This window comes from Kribbella sp. NPDC056861, assembly GCF_040687575.1.
GTDB lineage: Bacteria > Actinomycetota > Actinomycetes > Propionibacteriales > Kribbellaceae > Kribbella.
This window is the reverse complement of the sequence record NZ_JBFBNQ010000003.1, coordinates 356,858-381,684: the sequence shown is the minus strand read 5'-3', so window position 1 is coordinate 381,684 and position 24,827 is coordinate 356,858. Positions and strand designations below refer to the sequence as shown.

At 69.2% G+C, this 24,827-nt stretch carries 21 protein-coding genes and 1 pseudogene; 8 read left to right on the top strand and 14 right to left on the bottom strand.

The window, feature by feature from the left end; genetic code table 11:
- Positions 1-154 precede the first annotated feature (154 nt).
- Positions 155-2,881, top strand: a complete 2,727-nt coding sequence (locus tag AB0P21_RS15575; RefSeq protein WP_363697132.1) for a hypothetical protein — start codon at positions 155-157, stop codon at positions 2,879-2,881.
- Positions 2,878-3,423, top strand: coding sequence for a hypothetical protein (locus AB0P21_RS15570; protein ID WP_363697131.1), 546 nt, complete (start codon positions 2,878-2,880; stop codon positions 3,421-3,423). The genes AB0P21_RS15575 and AB0P21_RS15570 overlap by 4 nt, the downstream gene beginning before the upstream one ends.
- A gap of 75 nt (positions 3,424-3,498) precedes the next feature.
- Here the strand turns inward: AB0P21_RS15570 and AB0P21_RS15565 are convergent, their stop codons facing one another.
- The 4 genes from AB0P21_RS15565 to AB0P21_RS15550 form a co-directional block, all read right to left on the bottom strand.
- Positions 3,499-6,045 carry an ATP-dependent Clp protease ATP-binding subunit gene (locus tag AB0P21_RS15565; protein WP_363697129.1) on the bottom strand — a complete coding sequence of 849 codons (2,547 nt, stop codon included), beginning with the start codon at positions 6,043-6,045 and terminating at the stop codon, positions 3,499-3,501.
- 338 nt (positions 6,046-6,383) lie between these two features.
- Positions 6,384-6,716: an Lsr2 family protein gene (locus AB0P21_RS15560; RefSeq protein WP_363697127.1), complete on the bottom strand. Its 333-nt coding sequence runs from the start codon at positions 6,714-6,716 to the stop codon at positions 6,384-6,386.
- Between the two features lie 287 nt (positions 6,717-7,003).
- Positions 7,004-8,524, bottom strand: coding sequence for a lysine--tRNA ligase (gene lysS / locus AB0P21_RS15555; protein ID WP_363697126.1), 1,521 nt, complete (start codon positions 8,522-8,524; stop codon positions 7,004-7,006).
- A 10-nt stretch (positions 8,525-8,534) separates the two neighbouring features.
- The gene (locus tag AB0P21_RS15550; protein WP_363697125.1) at positions 8,535-9,779 is read right to left on the bottom strand and encodes an MFS transporter; all 1,245 of its coding nucleotides are present in this window, start codon (positions 9,777-9,779) and stop codon (positions 8,535-8,537) included.
- A 59-nt stretch (positions 9,780-9,838) separates the two neighbouring features.
- Between AB0P21_RS15550 and AB0P21_RS15545 the strand changes: the two genes are divergently transcribed.
- Entirely contained in the window at positions 9,839-10,408 is a 570-nt protein-coding gene (locus AB0P21_RS15545; RefSeq protein ID WP_363697124.1) for a winged helix-turn-helix domain-containing protein, read from the top strand.
- Between the two features lie 108 nt (positions 10,409-10,516).
- Complete coding sequence (locus AB0P21_RS15540) at positions 10,517-11,200, top strand: DedA family protein (RefSeq protein ID WP_363697122.1); 684 nt, start codon at positions 10,517-10,519, stop codon at positions 11,198-11,200.
- Here the strand turns inward: AB0P21_RS15540 and AB0P21_RS15535 are convergent.
- The gene (locus tag AB0P21_RS15535) at positions 11,186-12,487 is read right to left on the bottom strand and encodes a fibronectin type III domain-containing protein (RefSeq protein WP_363697121.1); all 1,302 of its coding nucleotides are present in this window, start codon (positions 12,485-12,487) and stop codon (positions 11,186-11,188) included. The two genes, AB0P21_RS15540 and AB0P21_RS15535, sit on opposite strands and share 15 nt — an antisense overlap.
- Before the next feature lie 102 nt (positions 12,488-12,589).
- Here AB0P21_RS15535 and AB0P21_RS15530 point away from each other — a divergent pair, with 102 nt between their 5' ends.
- The gene (locus tag AB0P21_RS15530) at positions 12,590-13,156 is read left to right on the top strand and encodes a carboxymuconolactone decarboxylase family protein (protein ID WP_363697119.1); all 567 of its coding nucleotides are present in this window, start codon (positions 12,590-12,592) and stop codon (positions 13,154-13,156) included.
- Here AB0P21_RS15530 and AB0P21_RS15525 read toward each other — a convergent pair whose 3' ends face one another.
- The 7 genes from AB0P21_RS15525 to AB0P21_RS15495 all read right to left on the bottom strand — a co-directional run bounded on the left by AB0P21_RS15525 (position 13,157) and on the right by AB0P21_RS15495 (position 20,170).
- A complete protein-coding gene (locus AB0P21_RS15525) occupies positions 13,157-14,581 on the bottom strand; it encodes a multicopper oxidase family protein (RefSeq protein WP_363697117.1) in 1,425 nt (474 codons plus the stop codon). It lies immediately after the preceding gene.
- Entirely contained in the window at positions 14,582-15,031 is a 450-nt protein-coding gene (locus tag AB0P21_RS15520) for a hypothetical protein (RefSeq protein ID WP_363697115.1), read from the bottom strand.
- Between the two features lie 159 nt (positions 15,032-15,190).
- A complete protein-coding gene (locus tag AB0P21_RS15515) occupies positions 15,191-15,949 on the bottom strand; it encodes a type III pantothenate kinase (RefSeq protein ID WP_363697113.1) in 759 nt (252 codons plus the stop codon).
- 1 nt (position 15,950) lies between these two features.
- Positions 15,951-16,805, bottom strand: a complete 855-nt coding sequence (nadC, locus tag AB0P21_RS15510) for a carboxylating nicotinate-nucleotide diphosphorylase (RefSeq protein WP_363697111.1) — start codon at positions 16,803-16,805, stop codon at positions 15,951-15,953.
- A gap of 2 nt (positions 16,806-16,807) precedes the next feature.
- Positions 16,808-18,466, bottom strand: a complete 1,659-nt coding sequence (locus AB0P21_RS15505) for an L-aspartate oxidase (RefSeq protein WP_363697109.1) — start codon at positions 18,464-18,466, stop codon at positions 16,808-16,810.
- 22 nt (positions 18,467-18,488) lie between these two features.
- Positions 18,489-19,316: a pantoate--beta-alanine ligase gene (panC, locus tag AB0P21_RS15500; protein WP_363697107.1), complete on the bottom strand. Its 828-nt coding sequence runs from the start codon at positions 19,314-19,316 to the stop codon at positions 18,489-18,491.
- A complete protein-coding gene (locus tag AB0P21_RS15495) occupies positions 19,313-20,170 on the bottom strand; it encodes a Rossmann-like and DUF2520 domain-containing protein (protein ID WP_363697105.1) in 858 nt (285 codons plus the stop codon). Before AB0P21_RS15495 ends, panC begins: the two co-directional genes overlap by 4 nt.
- Positions 20,171-20,326: 156 nt before the next feature.
- On the opposite strand from AB0P21_RS15495, the gene AB0P21_RS15490 reads away from it, so the two are divergent.
- Positions 20,327-20,908, top strand: coding sequence for a 2'-5' RNA ligase family protein (locus tag AB0P21_RS15490; protein WP_363697103.1), 582 nt, complete (start codon positions 20,327-20,329; stop codon positions 20,906-20,908).
- Positions 20,905-21,558: pseudogene (locus AB0P21_RS15485) on the top strand (SAM-dependent methyltransferase); the annotation flags it as partial. The gene AB0P21_RS15490 and the pseudogene AB0P21_RS15485, both read left to right, overlap by 4 nt.
- A gap of 98 nt (positions 21,559-21,656) precedes the next feature.
- Here the strand turns inward: AB0P21_RS15485 and AB0P21_RS15480 are convergent.
- Both AB0P21_RS15480 and AB0P21_RS15475 read right to left on the bottom strand, forming a co-directional pair.
- Positions 21,657-23,069, bottom strand: coding sequence for a PH domain-containing protein (locus AB0P21_RS15480; RefSeq protein WP_363697101.1), 1,413 nt, complete (start codon positions 23,067-23,069; stop codon positions 21,657-21,659).
- Positions 23,066-23,554, bottom strand: coding sequence for a PH domain-containing protein (locus AB0P21_RS15475; protein ID WP_363697099.1), 489 nt, complete (start codon positions 23,552-23,554; stop codon positions 23,066-23,068). Before AB0P21_RS15475 ends, AB0P21_RS15480 begins: the two co-directional genes overlap by 4 nt.
- Positions 23,555-23,580: 26 nt before the next feature.
- Between AB0P21_RS15475 and AB0P21_RS15470 the strand changes: the two genes are divergently transcribed.
- Positions 23,581-24,774: an NADH-quinone oxidoreductase subunit D gene (locus AB0P21_RS15470; RefSeq protein ID WP_363697097.1), complete on the top strand. Its 1,194-nt coding sequence runs from the start codon at positions 23,581-23,583 to the stop codon at positions 24,772-24,774.
- The last annotated feature ends 53 nt before the right edge of the window (positions 24,775-24,827 follow it).

Genomic DNA, 24,827 nt, shown 5'->3' with positions numbered 1-24,827 from the left:
GGGTTAACTTCAGTTCATGCCGTTGCGCGATCTTCCCACCGAATCGAAGGCCGCGGCGGCCCTGCTGCGGACCGAGCAGCTCGGACACCGAAGGACCTTACGACGAACCCAGTGGCAAGGTGTAACCCTCGCGTGTCTCTCTGTGGGCTCCGCGGTGGCCCTGTTGCTGCCGGGCAGCGCAAGCACAGGCTGTTACCTCTGGCGTGCGACCACCCAACCTGTCAGTGGTCGCGGCGCGGCCCTCGCGCTGTCCCTCACCCTGGTCGCGCTGGTGCTCGCGGATCGCCTGTCTGCGGACAGAATCGGGCTTCGCCGGCAGGTCCGCACCTGGGGTGCCGCGGCGGTCCTGGTGGTGGTCGCCACCGCATGCGTCGGCCTTGCCTGGCAGGGCCGATCAGGCTGCGCGACCTCACCCGCTGTGATCGGTTTCGTCCTGTGCGGCGGGTTGGCGACAGTGGTCGCGACCCACTGGGCGACCCGCCTGACAACCCCGGCGCCGCTGTTCGCAGCACCCCCGGAAGACCCGGAAAATTCGTCCGAAGAAATTCTCGATCAGTCCGAATTGCGAGCAGTCTTCGTCGAGCTGACCGCTTTCGCCACCTCCCCGGCCCTCCGGAGGCCGGTTGCGGTGCCCGTACTGGCCGGCTCACTGGCGACCTTGCTCCTCCTGTCGACAGTCCTCCCCTGGCGCGAACTCCTCGACCCGGTCGCCCTCGGTCCGGCCGGCGCCGAAGCGGGTCTGGTCCGGGTCCAACTCTGGGAGATCCCGTACGCCCGGACGTGGGCCGTGCTGCTCGCGATCGCCGCCGTTGCTGTTGTCTGCGCCGCCATCAGTCGTTCGTTTGCTGTACTGCGCCCGCTGGCAGTGCTGGCCGGCGCTCTCGCGATCGGCGGCGTGCTCACCACACTGGTCCAATTGCCCGATCAATTGATTGATGGGGTGGGTTACCGGGCTGGAATCGGCGCCTGGCTCGCATTGGCTCTCGGTGTAGCCCTGTTCGGCTTGGGAGTGGCTGCTCGCGGGCAGCGGTTGCTGGTGGTCTTGCTTGCGGCAACGGTCGGCCTGGGAGCAGGACTGTTGGCACCTGCCGCGGCAGCACCGGAGTACAGGGCTGTGGTGGTTGCCGGGGTCCCGCATCGGCTGCTGGAACTGCAAGGTGGGCAACTGGTCGACCGCCTCGGCATGCGCGTCGCAATCGGTACGTCGGACCCACTGGACTCCATCGCCGGCACCTTGGACGGTACGCCGGGCCAGTGGCTACTCGGCCGCACTGGCTCGGAAAGCTCGACGCTGTTCGAGTACCGCGATGGGGTGGCGTTCCCCCGAGTCACCTTGAGCCATGGCGTGACACCGCCCGCCCTGCTCGGCGTGGAGAACAACAGGATGGTCGTACTGGCCGGTGGAGCCGGCAACCGGCCATGGGCGATCCTCGCGATCCCGCTGACCCTGGTGACCGCTGATGTCAGCCTGAGCCACAAGAACCCCGACGGCTCGTACTACGTGACGCCCGACGTGACTGTCCTCGCCACCGGCAAAGGCTCGGCGCTGACGCATCGCAACGCCGACAGGTCGGTGGTCATCTGGGGAGGCACCACGACCTGGCAGATCCCAGCCGATCGCCTACGGGCCGGCCTGGACCTCAAGAGCTACGTGGTCGACCCCGGACCCGGCGCCCCCGGCAACGCGGTCTCGACCGGGCCTGACGGCACCGCTGCCTGGCGAACCAGCAACACCGGGCTGGCGATGCTCCGGCCCGGCTCCAAGGCACAGCAACTCACTGGAGTCGCTCCTGCCGGCTGCGAGCTGAGCAGAGACGCCGCTAGCTCGTCCCTGACGGTCGACGCCTTCGCTGTCGACGTACGCGGCAACCTGTGGCTTGGCGGCGGCTCCCCCACCGCAGTCATCACGCCGGACGGCGTACTGCGTCGGCTGCCGGGCGGGGCGGCTGGGGTGGACAGCATCGAGGCTCGGCCGGACGGGTCCGTCTTGCTGGGAACATCGCCTGGAGGTGGCGACCAGATCCTCGAGATCACGGGCGCTGCGGAGGCCGCGGCGTCGTACCCGGCTGCACCCGAACCGGAGGCTCGGTGCGATCGCCGGAAGCCGGCGGCTGGGAGTACGCAGTACAGGGTGAGTGTGGTGGCGGAGGTGCCCGCGGTGGATCCGCCGGGGAAGGAAGCGGCCGGCACTGGGCGGCAACTGGGGCTGGATGCGCGTGGACGGCTGGTGCAGGTGCGGCTGCCTAATGCGGCTCACACCTGGGCTCCGGACGGCCTGGGCGGCGTCTGGTGGACTACTAACGGGCAAGGCAAGACTGCCAACGAGGTTGCGGTCCATTTGGTCGGCGGCGTTGCCAAGGCCGTGGCGGACCCACAGCCGGGGTTGCCGAATCAGCGGGGTGAGTACGCGGCGGCAGCAGGCGATCGGCTGGTCAGCGCGATCGGCGACGATCTCTACAACTTGTACGGGCCGGGCGCGCAGGTCAGCCGGATGAAGGTCGACGGCGCGTTGCGACCCAACGGGCTGGCGCAACTGGGGTCTGGAGAGGTGGCGATGGTGCTCGATGAGCGACTCGTGCTGGTGGGCCGGGACGGGCGGCGGACGCCGTTGTTCGGCGGCTCCCCCAGTGGCTGGCCGATCTCGTCGGTCGGTGTCGCGCCGAGTCAGTTGACGACGGACGGCGAGTGGTTCGCCGGGCCGGACGGAAAGCTCTGGGGGTACGACGGCAGCCATCTGGTGCGGGTCGAAGCGCCTGGGCGGATCACCACGATTGCCGGCCCGGCGCAGGGTGTCCCGCAGGCGGCCGACCAGGTCACCGTCATCGGGAGCTCGCTTTTCTTTGCCTTAGGCAACGATACTGTCCGGCTGGATCCGCGGTGACGGCGCTGCCTCCCGATGAGGAGCTGCCGCTGAAGCTGGCCGGCCTGGAGCGCGAGTTGGCGGTTCGCCAGCACCGCTGGTTCGCGTTGGCGATGCTGCTCACGGCGATCGGTACCGGGGTGACGCTGCTGCTGCCGTGGACCTACAGCCGCCGGCTCGGTCTCTCCGTCTGGCAGTTGGGCATCGAGACCCAACCCGCTCTCGCCCTCACCTGGGCGGCCGGTCTGATCGCCACCGGCCTCGCCCTGGCCCTGCCTGTCGGCCTGACCTCCCAGGCTGCCTCGGGCGTCTCCGGAGTCATCACCGTCGTCTTCGTCGCAGGCTGCTGGCAGACCCGCGACCTGTCTCCGCTCAGCGACACCTGGCCAGGCCCAGGACCCACCTTCGCCATGATCATCGGCCTGAGCTGGCTGCTGGCCACAGCAGCCCACCTGCTCGCTACGCGCACCCACGCCGTGCCCCCCACGCCAGAAGCTCTGGAAGCCGCCCAGACCCGCCTCCGCCGAAGCCGCCGCCCCAGCACACGCTCCCACCCCCGCTAACACCCGCTCCCCCCCAACGACGAAGGGCCCCGCGGACGCACTGTCCGCGGGGCCCTTCGGCTGTTACTGGATGACTCAGGTGTCCTGAATACCCGAGGCGCCGCCACCGGCGATCTCGGTCAGCTCCAGGTCCGGGTCGGCCGCAGTAGCCTTCTCGGTCCCGGTGAAGGTGAAGTACTCCGTCACGCCGTCCTCGCTGACGGTGCCCGGCGGGGCCACGTCTACGAGCACGATCTGACCGGAGCGCAGTTCACCGAACAGGATCTTCTCCGCCAGGGCGTCCTCCACGTCACGCTGCAGCGCGCGACGCAGCGGGCGAGCACCCAGGACCGGGTCGAAGCCACGCTCGGCGACCAGAGCCTTCGCCGCCGGGGTGAGCTCGATGCCCATGTCCTTGTCCTTCAGGCGCTCCTCCACCTGGGCCACCATCAGGTCGACGATCTTGACGATCTCTTCCTTGCCGTGCTGATGGAAGACCACGATCTCGTCGACGCGGTTCAGGAACTCGGGACGGAAGTGCTGCTTGAGCTCGTCCGTCACCTTCGCCTTCATCTTGTCGTACGAGCCCGGCGCGTCGTTGGCCTGGCTGAAGCCCAGGCTCACCGCCTTCGCGATGTCGCGGGTACCGAGGTTCGTGGTCATGATGATGATGGTGTTCTTGAAGTCCACCACCCGGCCCTGGGCGTCGGTCAGCCGACCCTCGTCCAGGATCTGCAGCAGCGAGTTGAAGATGTCCGGGTGGGCCTTCTCGACCTCGTCGAACAGCACCACGCTGAACGGCTTGCGGCGGACCTTCTCGGTCAGCTGCCCGCCCTCTTCGTAGCCGACGTATCCGGGAGGCGAACCGAACAGCCGGGACGCCGTGTGCTTCTCGGAGTACTCCGACATGTCGAGGCTGATCAGCGACTTCTCGTCACCGAACAGGAACTCGGTCAGCGCCTTGGACAGCTCGGTCTTACCGACACCGGACGGGCCGGCGAAGATGAACGAGCCGCTCGGCCGGCGCGGGTCCTTCAGACCCGCACGGGTCCGCCGGATCGACCGGGACAGCGCCTTGACGGCGTCGGTCTGGCCGATGTAGCGCTTGGCCAGCTCCTCCTCCATCTTGAGCAGTCGCGAGGACTCCTCCTCGGTCAGCTGGAAGACGGGGATACCGGTCGCGGTGCTGAGCACCTCGGCGATCAGCTCCTCGTCCACCTCGGCGACGACGTCCATGTCGCCGGCCTTCCACTGCTTCTCCCGCTCGGCCTTCGCGTTGATCAGCTTCTTCTCGTCGTCGCGAAGAGAGGCTGCGCGCTCGAAGTCCTGGGCGTCGATCGCCGACTCCTTCTCCCGGCGCACGTTCGCGATCTTCTCGTCGAACTCGCGCAGGTCCGGCGGAGCGGTCATCCGGCGGATCCGCAACCGGGAACCGGCCTCGTCGATCAGGTCGATCGCCTTGTCCGGCAGGAACCGGTCGGAGATGTACCGGTCGGCCATCTGGGCCGCGGCGACCAGCGCCGGGTCGGTGATGGTGACCCGGTGGTGGGCCTCGTAGCGGTCCCGCAGACCCTTGAGGATCTCGATCGTGTGCGCGATCGAGGGCTCGGCCACCTGGATCGGCTGGAAACGACGCTCCAGCGCGGCGTCCTTCTCGACGTACTTGCGGTACTCGTCGAGAGTGGTGGCGCCGATGGTCTGCAGCTCGCCACGGGCCAGCATCGGCTTCAGGATGCTGGCCGCGTCGATCGCGCCCTCGGCGGCACCCGCACCCACCAGGGTGTGGATCTCGTCGATGAACAGCACGATGTCGCCGCGGGTGCGGATCTCCTTGAGGACCTTCTTCAGCCGCTCCTCGAAGTCACCGCGGTACCGCGACCCGGCCACCAGCGCGCCGAGGTCGAGGGTGTAGATCTGCTTGTCCTTCAGGGTCTCGGGCACGTCGCCACGCACGATCGCCTGGGCCAGGCCCTCGACGATCGCGGTCTTGCCGACGCCCGGCTCACCGATCAGGACCGGGTTGTTCTTGGTCCGCCGGGACAGCACCTGCATGACCCGCTCGATCTCCTTCTCGCGCCCGATCACCGGGTCGAGCTTGGACTCACGGGCGGCCTGGGTGAGGTTCCGGCCGAACTGGTCGAGCACGAGCGAGCTGCTCGGGGCACCTTCGGTGGTCCCGGCTCCGGCTGTCGCCGTCTCCTTGCCCTGGTATCCCGAAAGCAGCTGGATGACCTGCTGCCGGACCTTGTTCAGGTCCGCTCCGAGCTTGACCAGGACCTGCGCGGCGACACCCTCACCCTCGCGGATGAGGCCGAGCAGGATGTGCTCGGTGCCGATGTAGTTGTGGCCCAACTGCAGGGCCTCACGCAGGGAGAGCTCCAGTACCTTCTTGGCGCGAGGGGTGAACGGGATGTGCCCACTCGGAGCTTGCTGTCCCTGGCCGATGATTTCCTCGACCTGAGAACGGACAGCCTCCAGCGAGATACCAAGGCTCTCCAGAGCCTTGGCGGCGACACCCTCACCCTCGTGGATCAGGCCGAGCAGGATGTGCTCGGTCCCGATGTAGTTGTGGCTGAGCATCCTGGCCTCTTCCTGAGCCAGGACGACTACCCGACGGGCGCGGTCCGTAAATCGTTCAAACATCGCCAAAGCGCTCCTTGCCTCAGAGGAGTCGGACGTGCCGTGTGGGCCGACCCCCGCACCTGCATGCTAGTCCCCGGTACCGACAGGCTCGCTCTCAGCGAACAAGCGACGACCTCTCGGACGGCCACTTGGTGGGGATCACAAGGGAACAACCGCGCTCAACCCCGCGGTGTTCCCGGCGCGCCAGATGTTCGCCACCAGCGAATTTGTTCGTTTGGCTGCCCGATCAGGCACCTGCTCGAACCGACCCGCCGGCCTGTGTCCACAGTGTGAAATGGCCGGAATGCGGACGGTCCCGGCGCCGCAGGGGCACCGGGACCGGCAAGTCCGGAAAACTACTACTTCGCGTCGTTGTAGGCAGCGCGGACCTCGGCCGAGATGCGGCCCCGCTCGCTGACCTCGTAGCCGTTGTCCTTGGCCCACGCGCGGATGTCCGCGGAGTCGGTCGCCGACCGGCCCCGGCCGCGGGCCCGTCCGGCCGCACCGCCACGACGCCCGGAGACCCGGCGCCCGGCGCCGACGTACCCGGCCAAAGCGTCCCGCAGCTTGGCGGCGTTCTTCTTGGACAGATCGATCTCGTACGTCGAACCGTCCAGCCCGAAGGTCACGGTCTCGTCGGCCTTACCGCCGTCGAGATCGTCCTCGAGAACCACCTGAACCCTTTGCGCCATCGATGACAGTCCTTTCCGCGCCCGTCACCGGGCACAATCCCCCTGCCGAAAAACTTGTTACTGATTTGTACAGCACAAACCGGTAAGTTGTCATTCAACAGGCGGAATGGCTCGTAAAGATGTGACTAAAACCTCCGGCCCGGCCAACGCAGCGCATCCGTCGTGACGATGGGTATTCATCCCACTCACCCACCGGCTCGGTGGAAAGAATCGGACCCGGGAATGGATTTGACCGTTGGTTGTGCTATGCAACGGCTCCCGGGCCCGCCTTTCGGATTCGGAGTTCGTCACTCCGGACGCAGCAGCGGGAACAGAATCGTCTCCCGGATCCCGGCCCCGGTGAACAACATCACCAGCCGATCCAATCCCATCCCCATCCCGCCGGCCGGCGGCATGCCGAACTCCATCGCGCGGAGGAAATCCTCGTCCAGCTCCATCGCCTCGGGGTCGCCGGCCGCGGCCAGCAACGACTGTGCCACCAGGCGATCGCGCTGGATCACCGGGTCGTTCAGCTCCGAGTAGCCGGTGCCGAGCTCGACCCCGTTGATGATCAGGTCCCAGGCCTCGACCAGGCCCGGAATTTCGCGGTGCGGCTTGGCCAGCGGCCGGACCGACTCCGGATAGTCACGAACATAGGTCGGCTGGATCAGGGTGTGCTCGACCAGCTTCTCGTAGATCTCCAGTGCGATCTCGCCGGCATTCCAGGCCGGCTGCAACTCGACCTCGTGCTGTTCGGCGATCTTGCGCAGCCGGGCCGTGTCGGTGCCCGCGTCGACGGTCTCGCCGACCGCTTCGGAGACCAGCTCGAATAGCGTCGCGTGCCGCCACGGCAGGTCCAGGTCGATCTGCGAACCGTCGCGCGCGGTGACCACACTGCGGCCGACCGCCTTGGCCGCGTTCCGGATCAGCTGCTCGGTCACGTCGGCTATGGAATCGTAATCACCATAGGCCTGATACGACTCGATCATCGAGAATTCCGCCGCATGGGTGGAGTCCAGGCCCTCGTTGCGGAAGGTCCGGCCGATCTCGAAAACCCGGTCGACCCCGCCGATCATCGCCCGCTTCAGATCCAGCTCGAGCGCGATCCGCAGCTTCATTTCCTGGTCGAAAGCGTTCAGGTGGGTGGAGAACGGCCGGGCCGCCGCGCCGCCGTTGGTGAGCTGCAGGACCGGCGTCTCCACCTCGATGAACTCGTGCGAGTCGAAGGTCGCGCGCAGCGACTTCAGCACCGCCGCCTTGGTCCGGACCATCTCGCGCGCCTCCTGGCGCACGATCAGGTCGACGTACCGCAGCCGGACCCGGGCCTCCTCGTTCAGCGGCTTGTGCTCGTTCGGCAGCGGGCGCAGCGTCTTGGCCGCCATCTGCCAGCCGGTCGCCTGCACGGACAGCTCGCCGCGGCGGCTCGTCACCACCTCACCCTGGACCGACAGCAGGTCGCCGATGTCCACCAGCGCCTTGTACCGGGCCAGCTCCTCCTCGCCGACCTCGGCCAGCGACAGCATCACCTGCAGCTCGGTGCCGTCGCCCTCGCGCAGCTGGGCGAAGCAGAGCTTGCCGGTGTTGCGCTGGAAGATCACCCGGCCGGTCACCGCGACCTGCTCGCCGGTCCTGGTGTCGGGCTCGAGCGCCTGCGCGTCGTACTTCGCCCGCAGGTCGCGCAGCAGGTGCGTCCGCGGCACCGAGATCGGGTAGGCCTGCACCCCCTCGGCCAGCAGCCGATCACGCTTCTCCCGGCGTACCCGGATCTGCTCGGGCAGGTCGTCCTGCCCGCTGTCGGGGGTCGTCGGGTTCTCACGTGGCTCAGTCATGGCTCAAAGGCTAGTGACTGACCACCCCGACCAACGAATCCTTTGTCCGTACTACGCCCCTGCGGGTCAGCAGGACCCCCGTGACGGCGGCAGCCAGGACGGCGAGGCCTCCTGCGACCACGAAGGTCGCCCGCGGGCCCAGCAGCGAGCCGACCAGGCCGCCCAGTAGTAGAGCCACCAGCGAACATGCCCGCGACGTACCGCTCAGCGCGGCCACCACCCGGCCCCGCAAGGACTCCTCAGTGCGCGTCACCACGAGAGTGCTGGTCGCCGCGTTGAGCATGCCGCCGCCGAAGCCACTTGCGACCGCCCCGATCACCACCAGAACCACTGCGCCGGCCAGGCCCATCAGGACGGAGGCGGCGCCGATGAGCGCAGTACCGACCAGCACCGATCGGGAGCGGACCAGGTCACTCTTCAGCCTGCCCGTGCACCAAGCACCGGCGATGGCACCCGCGCCCTGAGCAGCCAGGATGGCGCCGTAGCCGCTCGGGTCGAGGCCGAACTCCTTGGTGACCAGGCGGACCTCGACCACGTTGACGGCCTCGGCGACGAGGATGAAGACCCACAGGGCCGGCACCAGCACCTGCAGGATGGAGTCGGCGAAGAGGCTGCGCAGCCCGGCAGACAAGCCGCCCTTCTCCTTCGGCGCGCCTGGCGCCGGAGCACGACGGGTCTTGACCAGCCGGGCGACCACCGCGAGCCCCAGGAACGTCGAGGCGTCGACCAGCAGCGCGATGCGATCTCCGGACGCGCCGACGAGCACGCCACCCACTGCGGAGCCGGCCAGCGTCGCCACACCGATGAGGGCCTGGCTCACTCCGGTCGCGCGGCCGACCAGTCCGTCGCCGACGATGCGTGGAATCAACGCGGCCCAGGCCGGACCGGCGACCGCCTGGCCGACCTGCAGCACGCAGACCAGCGCGAGCGTCGCCGCCAAGCCATGGCAGAAGGCCAGCCCGACCCCGGCGGCCACCTGCAGCAGGGATGACCACACCAGCACCCGGCGGGAGTCGTAGCTGTCCACGATCCGGCCGGCGAACGGGATCATCGCGACCGTCGGCACGGCGAAGGCCAGCAGCAGCGCGGTGATCGCCGCCGCCGCGGCGCGCTCGTCGTCGCCCGCGTCGCCCGAGACCCGCAGCATCAGCGCGACCAGGGCGATCGAGTCACCGGCGTACGAGATCGCCCGGGCCGGCAGGACCAGCCGCGCATCGCGGTACGACCAGAGTGAACTGTGAAGTGGTTGCTTCATATATGTGAAGCTAGTGCTTCACATATCGAGGCGTCAAGGGACCCGCTACGCTGTCGGTCGTGGCCGCGAAGAAGAAGCGCGTGGTGCTGACCGACCCGCGAGCGATCCGCGCCCTGGCGCATCCCGCCCGGCAGCGGATCATCGACGAGCTGTACAGCGGCCGGGTGCTGACCGCGACCGAGTGCGCCGAGATCGCCGGGCTGACCCCCTCGGCGACCAGCTATCACCTGCGGGCGCTGTCGCGCTGGGGCATCATCGAGCGGGCAGACACCTCGACCGACGGCCGCGAGCGCCCCTGGCAGGCGCCGGCCACCAGCTTGGTGATCTCGTCACAGTCGACCGGCGCCGGCCGGCTGGCCAGCCAGGCCATGATGCGCAGCAACATCGACCGGGTGCTGGAGCAGTTCGAGGAGATGCCCGGTGACGACCCTTGGGACAGCGTCAGCTCCATGAACCGCAGCCGGTTGTGGCTCACCAAGGCCGAGACCGAGCAGTTGAACCAGGAGCTCACCGACCTGATCAATCGCTACCGCCGAGGCCGCACCGCGACCAGCCACCCCGTCGGCACACGCCAGGTGAGCACCCTGCTGGCCATCATTCCCACCGGGAAACCGCCCGCCGAGAACTGAATCCCGTCACCCTCAGTAACGAGATGTTCCCCCGGCAGAACCCTGAAATTCCCCCGAAGTAGCTCCCGGATCAGCTAATTACTTGCCTCCGGGTGCCAGGATGGGGGTATGGGGGCAACCACATTTCACGCGCTGGAAATCGCGATCCCGACCGGTGGGCTGGCCGTCGTGGCCTATCTCGTGGTCGGGCTGGTGATCGGGGTCGAGTCGATGGGCGTGCCGCTGCCCGGCGAGACCACGCTGATCGCGGCGGCGCTGTTGGCTTCGCAGGGTGACCTGAACGTGGTGTTCGTGATCGCCGCGGCCGCCACCGGCGCGATCATCGGCGACTCGGTCGGGTACTTCATCGGCCGCAAGGCCGGCCGGGGGCTGTTCGAGCGGCTCGGCCGCCGGTTCCACCACTTCTCCCCCGACCGGATCGAGAAGGCGGAGAAGTACTTCCACAAGTACGGCGTCTGGACGGTCTTCTTCGGCCGGTTCGTCGCGCTGCTGCGGATCTTCGCCGGCCCGATGGCAGGCATGCTGCGGATGCACTACCCGCGCTTCCTGGCCGCCAACGCGGCCGGTGGGATCGCCTGGTCGGCCACCATCGGCGTGGTCGCCTACCAGGTCGGCGACAACGCGGACAAGATCTTCGGCGAGGTGTCGCTGTGGGCGCTGGTCGCGGTCGGCGTCGCCGCCGTCACGGCGTACACGGTCTACAAGCTTCGCAAGCGACGGGGCGACGCTGTCGAGGCGGCACCGGCCGCGAACGTGGCGGACGTAGTACGGGCTGAGTCAGCGGACGCTTAAGGGCAGGTTCTGGGTGACCTTGCCCAGCATCGGGCGGCCCAGCAGCATCGCGTTGGGGATCACGAACCGGTAGACGGAGATGCCCGGCTGGGCGGTCTTGAAGGTGATCGAGGCCTGCCCGCGGCGCATCGGGACCGCCTTGACGTTGAGCCAGCGCCGGGCCTGCCGGTTCCACGACTGCAGCATCACCGTGGTGTTCATGGCCGGCTTGACCACCACGATCGCGGTGGCGTTCTGGCCGCGCTTCTTCGACGCGCCGCCGACGAACCCGGTGGTCTGGAGCCGGACCACAGTGCGGGTCAGCTGGGCCTTGCTGGTCGACTGCGCCGCGACCGTGCCGATCTGGCTGTAGTCCGGCAGGGTCACCTTGTACGGCCGGCTCGCACCGGTCGCGACCGGGATGTCGTAGTGCCCGCCGGAGGTGGTGGTGCCGCGGGCGGCCGGGGTCCAGCGCGCGCCCGGCGTCACCTGGGTGAGCACCACCAGCGGTAGCCCGGCCGAGGTGGTCCGTTGCTGCACGCAACTACCCTCATCGGCGCAGACCACCTGCTGGAGAATCGCCCGGCCGCGGATCCGGATCGGCACGCCGTACTGCGCCAGCGCGGGGATCGTCGCGCTGGTCGAACTGGTGCGGGCCGTGATCTGGCCGCCGATCGCGGTCGACCACTCGTTCTGCGCACGCAGCTGGAAGACGTACGGCGGCTTGAGGCTCTTGATCACCTGCCGGGTCGAGGTGGTGGCCGGGCCGGCGGTGCGCAGCGGCTGACCCGGGCGGCCGATCACCGGCACGTAGTACTGGGTGCGGCCGGTCACGTCGAGCGGGTCGTTCGGGCTGAAGTCCTGCGGCTGAGCCGGCGTGGTCCAGCGGAGCAGCACGTCCCGCTTGCCGATCGAGGTCGCCGTCGCGCCACCGGGCCGGACCGGTCCGTCGGTGTCGAAGACCGGTGAGCCGGCGAGCTTGCTGGACATCCCGTTGGCCGCCGTGCCGACACCGACGGAGACCCGGTAGTTGCCGTCCGGCGGGAAGGTCGAGGCCGGGATCGTCCAGGTGTTGGGCTGGTCCGCCGCCAGGTACTTCACGTACGCCGGTCCGCTGCTGAGCACGCCCTCGATGGTGATCCGGTTCGGCGCGTCGGAGTCCCGCCAGCTGACCTGCACCGCCTGCCGGGTCTCGTCGGCCCAGGCGACCGTGACATCGGTCGGCGTCGGGTCGGACGAGCACGCCGTCAACGCGGACGCGCCGATCCCGACCGCGAGCGCGGTCGACAAGACGTTGCGGAACCTCACTAGCGTGCCTCACCCGAACTCATGGACGTGCCCCCGCGTAGACGATACCCAGCCACCGCCGACCGGCTAAATTGGTGGCCGGATCCGAGGGGGGAATCTCAGATGGCTTTCATTCGACCGTCCGCGCCGCCGCCCGGTTTTCTGGAGGAGAACCGGGCGCCCGCGGGGCACATCCCGAACTTCGTCAGCACCTTCGCCGCCCGGCCGGACGTCTACGCCGCCTGGCAGCAGCTGAACGGCGCGATCAAGGCGAACATGGAGCTGCGCCGCTACGAGCTGGCCACCCTGGCCGCCGCGACCGCCCTGAGGTCGAGCTACTGCAGCCTCGCCCACGGCCAGGTCCTGGCCAACCAGTTCCTCAGCCCCGACGAGGTCGCGGCCCTGGTCGACGAGCCGCCCGCCGACCCGGTCGACCGCGCCGTGATGGCCTTCGCCCGTCAGGTCGCGCTCGCCGCCGACACCGTCACAGCCGCCGACATCGACGGACTGCGCACGCTCGGCCTGTCCGATGAGGACATCCTCGACATCACCCTGGCCGCCTCCGCCCGGGCGTTCTTCTCCAAGACCCTCGACGCCACCGGCACCACGCCGGACGCGGCCTTCAGAACCACAATCCCCGCGGCCCTGGCCGAGAAGCTCACAGTGGGTCGCCCGATCGACGACCAGTAACTACTCCGGTTGATTCTTGTTGGGGCCGTTCAGGCGGAACGGGGTGGTGACGCCTTCGTACATCAGGTGGGTGACCAGGCCCTGGGCGGCGTGCGGGAGGTTGTGGCAGTGGTCCATCCAGATGCCTGGATTGTCCGCCAGGAAGGCGATCTCGTAGGTTTCGTCGTCCTCGACGTTGAGGGAGTCGGTCCACCAAGGGCTGCCGGTGGCGCGGGTGCCGTCGCGGCTGAGGACCAGGACGTGGTGGCCGTGCAGGTGCATCGGGTGGACCTGTCCGGAGGTGTTCTTCAGGGTCATTGTGACGACGTCGCCCTCGGTCACCATGAACATCGGTACGTCGGGGAACTGGTGGCCGTTGATGGTCCACCACAGGCCGGGCTTGCCGTCGAAGAAGCCTGGCCGTCGGCCGATCCGGTACTCGAAGTGACGATCCGCCGTCGCCGGGTCGAAGGGCAGCGCGGCCGGTGTCCCGTAGCTCAGTAGGTCGACCCGGTCGGCCGGCTCGGGGCCGGCCGGCGCATCGCCCTCGCCGATCACCAGTGTGGTCGGGCCGCCGCCCAAGCCAATCCGGACCGCCTTGCTGGGCAGGGTGATCTCCAGGTCGATCCTGCCGCCCGCTGTCACCAGCACGGCCTTGCCCTCGACAGGTGTCGGCGCATTCACCGCAGTGCCGTCGACAGCGATCACCTTGTACCCCGCACCGTCCACCCAGGCCGCCATCGGCCCGTTGTCGGTGTTGATCAGCCGCAGCCGCACAGTCGGCGCCCCGGCCACCCGGCGTTCGCCGTACCCGCCGTTGACCGTCCGGATCTTGTCGTAGGTGTGCACGGCGGCCACCACGTCCGTAGTACCGGGAGAGATCACCAGTACGCCGTACAGGCCCTTCTTGACCTGCTCGTGCGACACCTGGTGCGAGTGGTACCAGTAGGTGCCGGCGTCGACCGCCACGAAGCGGTAGGTGAACGTCTGGCCCGGCAGTACCGCGTCCTGCGTGACTCCGGCGACCCCATCCTCAGCAGCCGGTACGTCGACGCCGTGCCAGTGCAGCGTCATCCCGTCGGGCACGGACTCGTTGACCAGCGTCACCTCGACCAGATCGCCTTGTTTCGCAGTGATCTGAGGACCGGGCGAGGTGTGGTTGAGGGTGTAGCCGGCCATCGAGCCGCGGCCCGGGATCTCGAACCTCTCGCTCCGGGCGACCAGGCGCACCGACACGTCAGCCGCCCGGTCCGCGACCGGCTTGAGCTCCCCGACCCCGGCGTGATGGTGCCCGGCAGGCATGGCCGGCCCGCCGCCGTAGTCGGCGTACCCCATGTCCATCGCCGACAGGCCGTCCGGCACCAGGCTCTGCTGCCAGAACCAGCCGAGCGGAGCAAGCACCACCAGCGTGGCCGCGACAGCGACCACCGTGCGGCGACGCGGCATCTAGACGGCCGGTGGCTGCGAGACCGTCTCCGCGTCGGTCACCCGCGTGGGTTGCGCCGTGGCCGCCCGCTTGCCGGCCACTCCGGCCGCCGCGAGCAGCACCAGCGCGTTGAGCCCGTGCAGAGCTCCGATGGCGGGTACGCCGAACGACACCAGCGCCAGCGCGATCTGCAGGGCCACCAGGCCGAACACGATCGCCGCCCACTTCACCCCGCCGTCGATCCCGGCGAAGAAGGACACGATCAGCAGCGCGATGGCCAGCAGCGGGATCACCATCATGCCGACGGTGCCGTGCGTGACCTGGCCGAAGTTGAAGTCGCTGTTCTTGTCGAACACCGCACCGTCGTCGACGTCCTTCAGCACCAGGAACCAGCCGAGCGCCACGCTCATCGCCTGAACGACCACGCCGAGTGCGATCAGCTGGGCCAGTACGCGATAGGTCGATTTCATGATCCACCCCCGGACCCCGCGACCCGCACGGTGCGACCACAGGACCCACCCCATGGCCCCGGACCTCCCCGCCCGGGGGTCGCTTTTCTCATCGTGATCCCGTGACGCGCTGTGCACAAGACCGGGAAGCGGTGAACCAGCGGGGACGGAGCGTGACGTTCAGTGGTTACGGGCGAAGGCCTGATGCAGACCGTGCAGGGTCAGGAACGGCTCGTGGTGCTGGATCTGGCCGGCCTCGCCGACCACCAGTGGAGCCAGCGCGCCGGTCGCGACCACGGTCACCTGCTCGAAGCCCTGCTCGGCGATGATCCGGGTGATCAGGCCGTCGACGAGCGCGGCGAAGCCGAAGACGGCACCGGACTGAAGCGCCTCGACGGTGTTCTTGGCGACCACCGAGCGCGGGCGGACCAGCTCGACGCGGCGCAGCTGGGCGGCCTCGGCGCCGAGCGCGTCGACGGCGGTCTCGATGCCCGGCGCGATCGCGCCGCCGATGAAAGCCCCGTTGGCGTTCACCACGTCGACGGTGGTCGCCGTCCCGAAGTCGGCGATGATGCAGGGCGCGCCGTACAGGTTGACCGCCGCGAGCGCGTTGGCGATCCGGTCGGTGCCCACCTCGCGGGGATTGTCGACCAGCACCGGCAGGCCGGTCTTCACTCCGGGCTCGACCACCACACTCGGTACGTCGGGGTAGTACCGCGCGACCACGTCCCGCAGCTCGTGCAGGACATGCGGTACTGCGGAACAGACCGCGACTCCCGACACCGGCGACTCACCGGTCAGCAGCCCGTCGAGCAGCACCGCCCACTCGTCCGCAGTACGGCGTGGGTCCGTCCCCACCCACCAGTGCCGCTTGACCGTGCCCTCGAAGATCAGGCCGACCAGGGTCCTGGTGTTCTCGACGGCGACGGCCAGCAGCATGTCAGGCGGCCTGGAGGTCCATCGCGATGTCGAGGACGGGCGCCGAGTGGGTCAGCGCGCCGACGGCGAGGAAGTCGACACCGGTCTCGGCGACCTCGCGGGCCACGTCGAGCGAGAGCCCGCCAGAGGCCTCCAGCCGCGCGCGGCCGGCCACCTTCTCGACTGCTTCGCGCAGCTGCGGCACCTCGAAGTTGTCGAGCAGGATCAGCTCGGCGCCGGACTCGACCGCGATCAGCGCGTCCTCGACCGAATCCACCTCGACCTCGACCGACAGATCCGGGTAGGCCTTGCGGACCAGCCGGAACGCCTCCGCGACGCCGCCGGCGGCGATCACGTGGTTGTCCTTGATCAGCGCGGCGTCGGACAACGCCATCCGGTGGTTGCGGCCGCCGCCACAGCGGACGGCGTACTTCTCCAGGGAGCGCAGCAGCGGCATCGTCTTGCGGGTGTCGCGGATGACCGCGCCGGTGCCGGCAACGGTCGCGACCCAGCGGCTGGTCAGCGTGGCCACGCCGGAGAGGTGGCAGAGCAGGTTGAGCGCCGTACGCTCGGCCGTCAGCAGCTGCCGGGTCTTGCCGCGCACGGTCATCAGCACCGCGCCCGCCTTGACCTCCGCGCCGTCGGTGACCGAGTGCTCGATCTCGACGGCCTCCTTGCCCGCGATCAGCCGAATCACCAGTTCGGCGATCTCCAGACCGGCCACGACGCCGTCGGCCCGGGCCACGAACTCCGCGACCGAGACGTGCTCCGCCTCGACCGTGGCCGTGGTGGTGACGTCGACACCGCCGGCCAGGTCCTCCTCGATGGTGGCCCGGACGAGGTCCTCGACCCATTGCCTGTCGAGCGTGTCATCCATTGCTAGTTCCCCTCAGGTGGTGCTTGTGCCACGAACGTCGCGGCGGGCCGTGCCGAATCATCGTCCACCCGCAGCGTCAGGTCCAGACTGCCGGACCAGTTCTCGTCGTCGCGATCGGGGTGGTCCTCCCGCCAGTGCGAGCCACGGCTCTCCTCGCGGGTGGTGGCCGCCTCGATCAACGCGGTCGCCACGGTGGCCAGGTTGGTCGCCTCCCAGTCCGGAGTACCCGGCTGATCGGCCGGCTGCTCGATCAGCTTGGCGAGTCTGTCACCCGCCTCCGACAATCCGCTCGCGCTGCGGATCACCCCGGCCCCGACCGTCATCACCCGCTGCAACTCCGGTACTACGTCGGCATCCACCAGTCCTGCGACTCGGTCGTCGACCACCGGCTCGCGGAGCTCCGGCAGCCCGGCCGCCAGCGTCGCGGCGATCCGGCGGGCGAAGACGAGACCCTCGAGCAGCGAGTTGGAGGCCAGCCGGTTCGCGCCGTGGACGCCGGTACAGGCGACCTCGCCGCACGCGTACAGGCCGGGCACCGAGGTCTGACCCTGCAGATCGGTCCAGACCCCACCCGACGAGTAGTGGCAGGCCGGCGCGACCGGGATCAGCTCGTGCACCGGGTCGATGCCGTGCGAGCGGCAGGAGGCCAGGATGGTCGGGAACCGCACCCGCCACTTCTCGTCGCCGAAACCGCGGGCGTCGAGGAACATGTGGTCCTTGCCTGAGGCAAGCATTTGGCGCATGATCGCCTTCGCCACGATGTCGCGCGGCGCCAGGTCGGCCAGTTCGTGCTGGCCCTGCATGAACCGCTTGCCCTCGTGGTCGACCAGGAACGCGCCCTCGCCCCGGACTGCCTCGGACACCAACGGCTGCTGGCCTTTGGCGCCCTTGCCCAGCCAGAGCACGGTCGGGTGGAACTGGATGAACTCGAGATCGCGCACCTTCGCGCCGGCCCGCAACGCGAGCGCCATCCCGTCGCCGGTCGAGACGCTCGGGTTGGTGGTCGCGGCGTACAGCTGGCCGAGCCCGCCGGAGGCGAGGATCACCGCGCGGCTGCGGATCGCGCCGACACCGTCCAGCTGCCCCTCGCCCATCACGTGCAGCGTCACGCCCGCGACCGCGCCGTCGGCCGCCTTCAGCAGGTCCAGCACCAGCGCGTGCTCGATGATCCGGATGTCCGGCGCCCGCTTCACGGCTGCGACCAGCGCCCGCTCGATCTCCGCACCGGTCGCGTCGCCACCCGCGTGCGCGATCCGGTTGCGGTGGTGGCCGCCCTCGCGGGTCAGCGACAGGCCTCCCCCGGCGCCGGTGTCGAACACCGCGCCGAGCTCGATCAGATCGCGTACTGCCTCCGGTCCCTCGGTCACCAGCACCCGAACGGCCTCCGGGTCCGACAGACCGGCCCCGGCGACCAGCGTGTCGTTGAGGTGGTCCTCCGGCGAGTCCTCCGGGCTGAGCGCCGCGGCGATCCCGCCCTGGGCCCACTGGGTCGAGCCGGAGGCAACCACGTCCTTGGTCACCACCAGCACCGAACCGAGCTCACGGGCCCTCAGGGCGGCCGTCAGCCCCGCGATCCCCGAGCCGATCACCACCACGTCAACCGTGTCGGTCCAGCCTGGTTCAGGCGCAGCCAACCGCTGCGGCACAGCAGGAGCAGTCATTCGGCGACGGTATCAATCGATGTCACCGCAGCGTGATGGAAATGTTGTCGATGAGACGCGTCGCACCCACTCGCGCGGCGATGAGCATCCTGGACTCGCCCGGGCCGATCACCGGCCCGAGGTCCGGCGCGCGGAGGGCCAGGTAGTCGATCTGCACCGACGGGACCGCTTCCAGCTCGGCGTGCGCGGCCGCCAGTACTGCGTCCGGCCCGTTCATCCCCGCCTTCGCCCCGGCCGTCAGCGCGCGGTAGAGGACGAGCGCCTCGTCCCGCTCGGTCTCGTCCAGGTAGCGGTTGCGCGACGACATCGCCAGGCCGTCGGGTTCGCGCACGGTCTGCACCGGCACGATGTCGACGTCCATGTCGAGATCGCAGACCATCTCGCGGATCAGCGTCAGCTGCTGGTAGTCCTTCTCGCCGAAGAGCGCCAGGTCGGGCGAGGTCAGGTGCAGCATCTTCGAGACCACCGTCAGGACGCCGGCGAAGTGCCCCGGCCGGACCTGCCCCTCCAGTTCGTCGGCGAGCGGTCCGGGGTGCACGGTGATCGAGGGCTCGCTCGGGTAGAGCTCGTCGCGGGACGGGTTGAAGACCAGGTCGACGCCCTCGTTCTTGGCGATCGCCAGATCGCTGGCCAGCGTCCGCGGATAGCGGTCGAAGTCCTCGGTCGGCCCGAACTGCAGGGGGTTCACGAAGATCGTCAGCACCACGCTGCCGGTCGGCCCGACCCGCTCGCGGGCCTCGGCCAGCAGCGCCGCGTGCCCTTCGTGCAGCGCGCCCATCGTCATCACGACGGCGCGGGGCCGGATCGCCGCGGCCGCTCGCAGCTCGGCCTTCGTCTGGGTGAGTCTCACCGTGGCGCCTCCCCTGTTCGATCCTGCTCAAGCACCTGCCGCTCGATCACAGCCAGGAACCGCTCGGCCGTACTCCGCTCCAGCCGTCCGTCCGCCGCTGCCAGGTCCACCGTCGCCCGGGCCAGCTCGGCGTACGTGCTGGCGGTGCGGCCCCGCAGTACCGCCAGATGGGCTGCCACCGTCTCGACGTCGCCGCGCGCTATCGGCCCGGTGAGCGCATCATGACCGGACCGCAGCGTGTTGTCGAGAGTTGCGGCCAGCAAGGGCCGCAGTGTGGCCGCCGGGTCGGTGACACCGGCCTCACGCAGTACTGCGAAAGCCTGCGCGAGCAGCGTGGTCAGGTGGTTCGCACCGTGCACCACCCCTGCGTGGTACTGCGCACGCTTCTCCTCCTCGACCCACTGCAGCCCAGCCCCGAGCGCCTTGACCAGTCGCTCCACCACTGGCCGGGCGTGGTCAGGCGCAGTAGCTGTGAAGGCGATGCCGCTCAGGTCGGGCAGGTCGCCTGTGAAGGTCATCGGCGGATGCAGCGCGACCGGCGTCGCCACTGTCGGCTGCAGCACCGACACACCGTGTGCGCCGGACAGGTGGACGACGTACTGCGCCGCTGTCAGCGGGAGACTCTGCGCGACCTCACTGATCGCACTGTCTGGTACTGCGACCAGCACCACGTCGGCGCGAGCCGTCACCTCGGCAGGCGTCAGGACCGGGACGTCCGGAAGGAGTCTCGCGGCGCGGTCGAGCGACGCCTGCGAGCGTGCGGTGACACCGGTGACGGGATGCCCGGCGGACGCCAGGGCTGCTCCCAAGGCGCTGCCGGCCCGGCCGGAGCCGATGATGCCGATGCGTTCCATGTCCACTCTCGTTCGTTCCAGTCCCCTGCCGGGGTACCAGACGATTGGTGCGGTCTGCTGGACAGCGTAGTGCGGGCCCTGACCCCCTCACACACCCCCGAGCGAAGCGAAGGCGCTTTTGGTCGAGTTCTTCGTCACAGATGGGACGATAGGCCGGTGAGTGGACAAAGTGACCCCTGGGCGGCCCGGACGGGCCTGACCGCGATCCTGATCAGCATCCCCGAGCTCACCGAGTTCACCGAACGCTGGCGGTCCATCTCCTACTCCCCAGCCAGGCCAACACTCGCCCTCAGCGAGCTGATCCCGCCTCACATCACAGTGCTCGTCCCCTGGCGACAGGAGCCGTCACCCGAGGCCGTCCAGCGCCTGGAAGACGCGGTAGCGGACATCGAGCCGTTCGACCTCACGTTCTCGACAGCAGGCCAGTTCCCCAACGGCACCACCTGGCTGCGCCCAGAGCCGTTCGACCGCGTCCGCGAGCTGGTCGCGACCGTACTGGCCGCCTTCCCGGAGTGCCCGCCCTACGGCGGCGAGCACCCGGACCCGCGACCGCACCTGACCATCTCCTCATCGGCACAAGGAGGCCCGGCCCTGGTTGCCGAGGCCCAGGCTGCCCTGGACGCCGAGGAGCTTCCGGCGATCCGCCTCGACGACCTGACCATCTGGCGCGAAGGCGACGACGGCATCTGGCAGCTGACCGGCGCGGTCGCACTCGGCGGAGACCCCGAGCTGCGGTGACGCTGCGCGAAGCCTGGCAGGAAGCGCTCTACGGGCCGGACGGCTTCTACCGCCGTGAGCGCCCCGCCACCCACTTCCGTACTTCGGTGCACGCGTCGCCGCTCTTCGGCCAAGCGATCGCGCGCCTGGCCGAGGCGCTGGGGACTTCGCAGGTAACCGATCTCGCCGCCGGCGAAGGCGAGCTGGGCCGGGTCCTGCGACCGCTCGGGTTCGAGGTCACCGACATCGAGCTGGATGACACGGTGCCGGCCAGGCTGACCGGCTTGGTGATCGCCAACGAGTGGCTGGACAACGTGCCGTGCGAAGTTGTTGAGCTGGACGACCACGGCGACATCCGCTATCTGCTGGCCGATCAAACCCTGGGGAAAGTTGTCGAGGGCAACGATTTGGAGTGGCTGGAGACCTGGTGGCCACTGGCCGAGCCGGGTGACCGGGCAGAGATCGGGCTGACCCGGGACGAGGCCTGGGCCGACGTGGTCAGCCGGCTGGACGACGGTGTCGCCGTCGCCATCGACTACGGGCACGTACGCGCCGAGCGTCCGCCGTACGGGACTCTGACCGGCTTCCGTGGCGGTAGGGAGTGCCAGGTGGCCCTGGACGGCTCCTGCGACGTCACTGCGCACGTTGCGCTGGACTCACTGACCACTGCCGTCTCCGGGCAGCTCACGACGCAGCGAGAGGCCCTAAGAGCACTCGGCCTGTCTGCCGAGCGCCCTAGCCAGGAACTGGCCCGTACTGAGCCGCTGCGCTACCTGGCCGAGTTGTCGTCGGCAGGTGAGGCAGCCGAGCTGCTGAACCCGTCGGGGCTCGGCGGGTTCGGCTGGGTCTGGGCGGGCACAGAGTCCGCAGTACGGCGTGCTTCTCGGGCCCTGTTGGCCTGAGCCTCTACGAGCGCTGCAGCCTCCACCTGGTCCCGGTGAAGCGCAATGGCGTCCGTCGGGCCCTCAGGAGTGTCCACGTGGACGTTGGCCAGGCCTAGGCGGCGCTGGATCGGCCCCTGGTGCAGCCGGACCGACTGGGTCTTGTGGTGGAGCACGATCGACGTACGGCGGCTCACCCAGCCTCTGGTGGTCACCAGCACCTGGTCGTCGACGCCGTACGCCAGGTAGCGCCAGCCGACCGGTCGCAGCCACTTGGCGCGCTCTGGAGCCCGATTCATCTCGATGGCGTTCAGGTCGAAGCCGGGTAGCACCTTGGCGAGCACCCCGATCACTTCCTGGTGCAGGCCGACCGGGAGCAACTGGGCGCCCTCGTTCTCGTCCTCGCCGTCAGCCTTGGAGCCGGCCACCCCGGCGATGTCCAGGTCGACCCGGGACCAGCCCAGCAGTCGCCAGATCAGCGGCTCGGTGATCAGCAGGCCCTGCACGCGGCCCGGCGGCACAGTCTGACGCTGTACGTCGAACAGCCCGCGCTTGGTCCGTAGGCCTTCATGAGTCTCCGACAGCGTGAAGCGGTGGTTGCCGACGACCTGCTTCCAGATCGGCTGGACGACACCGAGCAGCAGCGGCAAACCGGCGAACAGACCGGCGTGCGCCTCCAGCACGGTGGTCGACACGATCAGCACGATCAGACCACCGGCGCTGGCGAGCACTGTCGACGACAGCAACGTGGCGCCGAGCAACCGCCCGGTCGGGACGACCAGCAGCGGCTCGGGCTCGACCTCGTCGACCGGCCGGTGCTCGACGGCGTGCTCGCCCTTGGCCCTGATCAGCAACGTCGCGCGCAGCTTCTGCGCTTCGTCGTACGCGAAGTAGCTCAGCCGGCCGTCGCTCTTGCCACCGCCGGCGACGTCCATCCGCAGCTCGGCCATCCCGAACAGCCTGGCCACGAACGGCTGCGCCACGTCGATCGTCTGGATCCGGTCGAACCGGATGATCCTGGTCCGGCGGAACAGGAACCCGCTGTCCACCCGGATCGCGTCGTCGTTGAGCTGCCACTTGGTGAACCACCACGACAGCGCGCCGAGCAGGATGCCGCCGATCAGGACGGCGCCCAGGCCGACGCCGGCGATCGTCAGGTTGCTGCGCAGGCCCTCGTTCTGCGTCATCGCGAACGCCGCGGCGACGAAGTACCCCCAGCCCTTCACGAACGGGGTGAGCGGATGCAGCCGCGCGCTCAGCACCGGCTCGTCGACGGGCGGCATCGGAGCTTGTTCGGTCACAGGCCCCACGCCTGCGCCTGGCCGAGGGCCGACAGGCGGTCACGCAGCCGGGCCGCCTCGTCCGGGTGCAGCCCGGGGATCTTGGCGTCGGTGGCCGGGGTGGCCGTGTGCAGCTCGACCGTGGCGATCCCGAACGAGCGCTCCAGCGGTCCGGCCGCGACGTCGACGAACTGCATCCGCCCGTACGGCACGACGACCAGCTGGCGGAACATGATGCCGTGGCTGACCAGCAGCTCGTCCTCGCGTTCGGCGTACTTCCAGGAGCGTTGGTTGCGGCCGATCAGCACCCACGACCACAGGAAGCCGAGGGCGATCAGCACCACCGCGAGTACGCCGTACAGCCAGCCGAGCAGCATCCCGAGCGACACCAGCGCGACGATCGCCAGCAGGCCGAACGAGATGCCCGCGCTGACCCGCCGGACCGACGCGAGCTTCGGTGAGACCGGCGTCCAGCTGACATCGGAAGGAGCAAAGAGATCGTCCACGAGTCCAGCCTGTCACGATAGGGGTCATGAGTACCGAACGAGTGGTGGGAATCGGCGCGGGGGCCGCGGCATTCGAGCGCGGTGGAACAGATCCCGGCTCGGAGCTGCCCACCACCGACATGGTGCTCAACATCGGGCCGCAGCACCCCGCCACCCACGGCGTACTGCGGCTGCGGCTGACCCTGGACGGGGAGCGGATCGTCGGCTGCGAGCCGATCGTCGGCTACATGCACCGCGGCGCGGAGAAGCTGTTCGAGGTCCGCGACTACCGGCAGATCATCGTGCTGGCGAACCGGCACGACTGGCTCTCGGCGTTCTCCAACGAGCTCGGCGTGGTGCTCGCGGTCGAGCAGATGATGGGGCTCGAGGTACCGGTCCGCGCGGTCTGGCTGCGGACCCTGCTGACCGAGCTGAACCGGGTCCTGAACCACCTGATGTTCCTCGGCTCCTACCCGCTCGAGCTGGGCGCGATCACGCCGGTCTTCTACGCGTTCCGCGAGCGCGAGACGATCCAGGCGGTGATGGAGGAGCTGTCCGGCGGCCGGATGCACTACATGTTCAACCGGGTCGGCGGGCTGAAGGAAGACCTGCCGTACGGCTGGCTGGGCCGGGCCGGCGCGGCCTCGGCCGCGGTCCGGCGGCGGCTGCCCGACATCGAGAACCTTGTGCTGGGCAACGAGATCTTCCGGGCCCGGACGGTCGGCGTCGGCAAGCTGTCGCCGGAGCTGATCGCGGCGTACGGCGTCTCCGGCCCGATCGCCCGCGCGTCCGGCGTCGATGCCGACCTGCGCCGCGACGAGCCCTACCTGGCCTACGAGGAGCTCGCCCGCGACGGCGTACTGCGCGTCGTCACCCGCACCGACGGTGACTGCTTCGCCCGCTTCTCGGTGCTGCTCGACCAGGTGAAGGTCTCCCTCGACCTGGTCGACGCCTGCCTGGACCGGCTGCGCTCACTGCCGGCCGGCCCGGTGAACGTCCGCCTGCCGAAGATCCTCAAGGTCCCCGAGGGCGAGATCTACACCTGGACCGAGAACCCGCTCGGCATCAACGGCTACTACCTGGTCTCCCGCGGCGACAAGACGCCCTGGCGGCTGAAGCTCCGCTCGGCCAGCTTCAACAACATCTCGGTGCTGCCCGAGATGCTGCCCGACACCGTCATCGCCGACATGGTCGCCATCCTCGGCAGCATGTTCTTCGTCGTCGGCGACATCGACAAGTAGCTCGCCAGCCCTCACCGCGCGGCCGGCCACCGCAACGTCCAGCCCGCGATGAG

Bases quoted from the DNA above. Each gene is read 5' to 3' on its own strand.
- AB0P21_RS15565 (WP_363697129.1), bottom strand. From the start codon at position 6,045: ATGTTTGAACGATTTACGGACCGCGCCCGTCGGGTAGTCGTCCTGGCT.
- AB0P21_RS15560 (WP_363697127.1), bottom strand. From the start codon at position 6,716: ATGGCGCAAAGGGTTCAGGTGGTTCTCGAGGACGATCTCGACGGCGGT.
- lysS (WP_363697126.1), bottom strand. From the start codon at position 8,524: ATGACTGAGCCACGTGAGAACCCGACGACCCCCGACAGCGGGCAGGAC.
- AB0P21_RS15550 (WP_363697125.1), bottom strand. From the start codon at position 9,779: ATGAAGCAACCACTTCACAGTTCACTCTGGTCGTACCGCGATGCGCGG.
- AB0P21_RS15540 (WP_363697122.1), top strand. From the start codon at position 10,517: ATGGGGGCAACCACATTTCACGCGCTGGAAATCGCGATCCCGACCGGT.
- AB0P21_RS15530 (WP_363697119.1), top strand. From the start codon at position 12,590: ATGGCTTTCATTCGACCGTCCGCGCCGCCGCCCGGTTTTCTGGAGGAG.
- AB0P21_RS15525 (WP_363697117.1), bottom strand. From the start codon at position 14,581: ATGCCGCGTCGCCGCACGGTGGTCGCTGTCGCGGCCACGCTGGTGGTG.
- AB0P21_RS15520 (WP_363697115.1), bottom strand. From the start codon at position 15,031: ATGAAATCGACCTATCGCGTACTGGCCCAGCTGATCGCACTCGGCGTG.
- AB0P21_RS15515 (WP_363697113.1), bottom strand. From the start codon at position 15,949: ATGCTGCTGGCCGTCGCCGTCGAGAACACCAGGACCCTGGTCGGCCTG.
- nadC (WP_363697111.1), bottom strand. From the start codon at position 16,805: ATGGATGACACGCTCGACAGGCAATGGGTCGAGGACCTCGTCCGGGCC.
- AB0P21_RS15505 (WP_363697109.1), bottom strand. From the start codon at position 18,466: ATGACTGCTCCTGCTGTGCCGCAGCGGTTGGCTGCGCCTGAACCAGGC.
- AB0P21_RS15495 (WP_363697105.1), bottom strand. From the start codon at position 20,170: ATGGAACGCATCGGCATCATCGGCTCCGGCCGGGCCGGCAGCGCCTTG.
- AB0P21_RS15470 (WP_363697097.1), top strand. From the start codon at position 23,581: ATGAGTACCGAACGAGTGGTGGGAATCGGCGCGGGGGCCGCGGCATTC.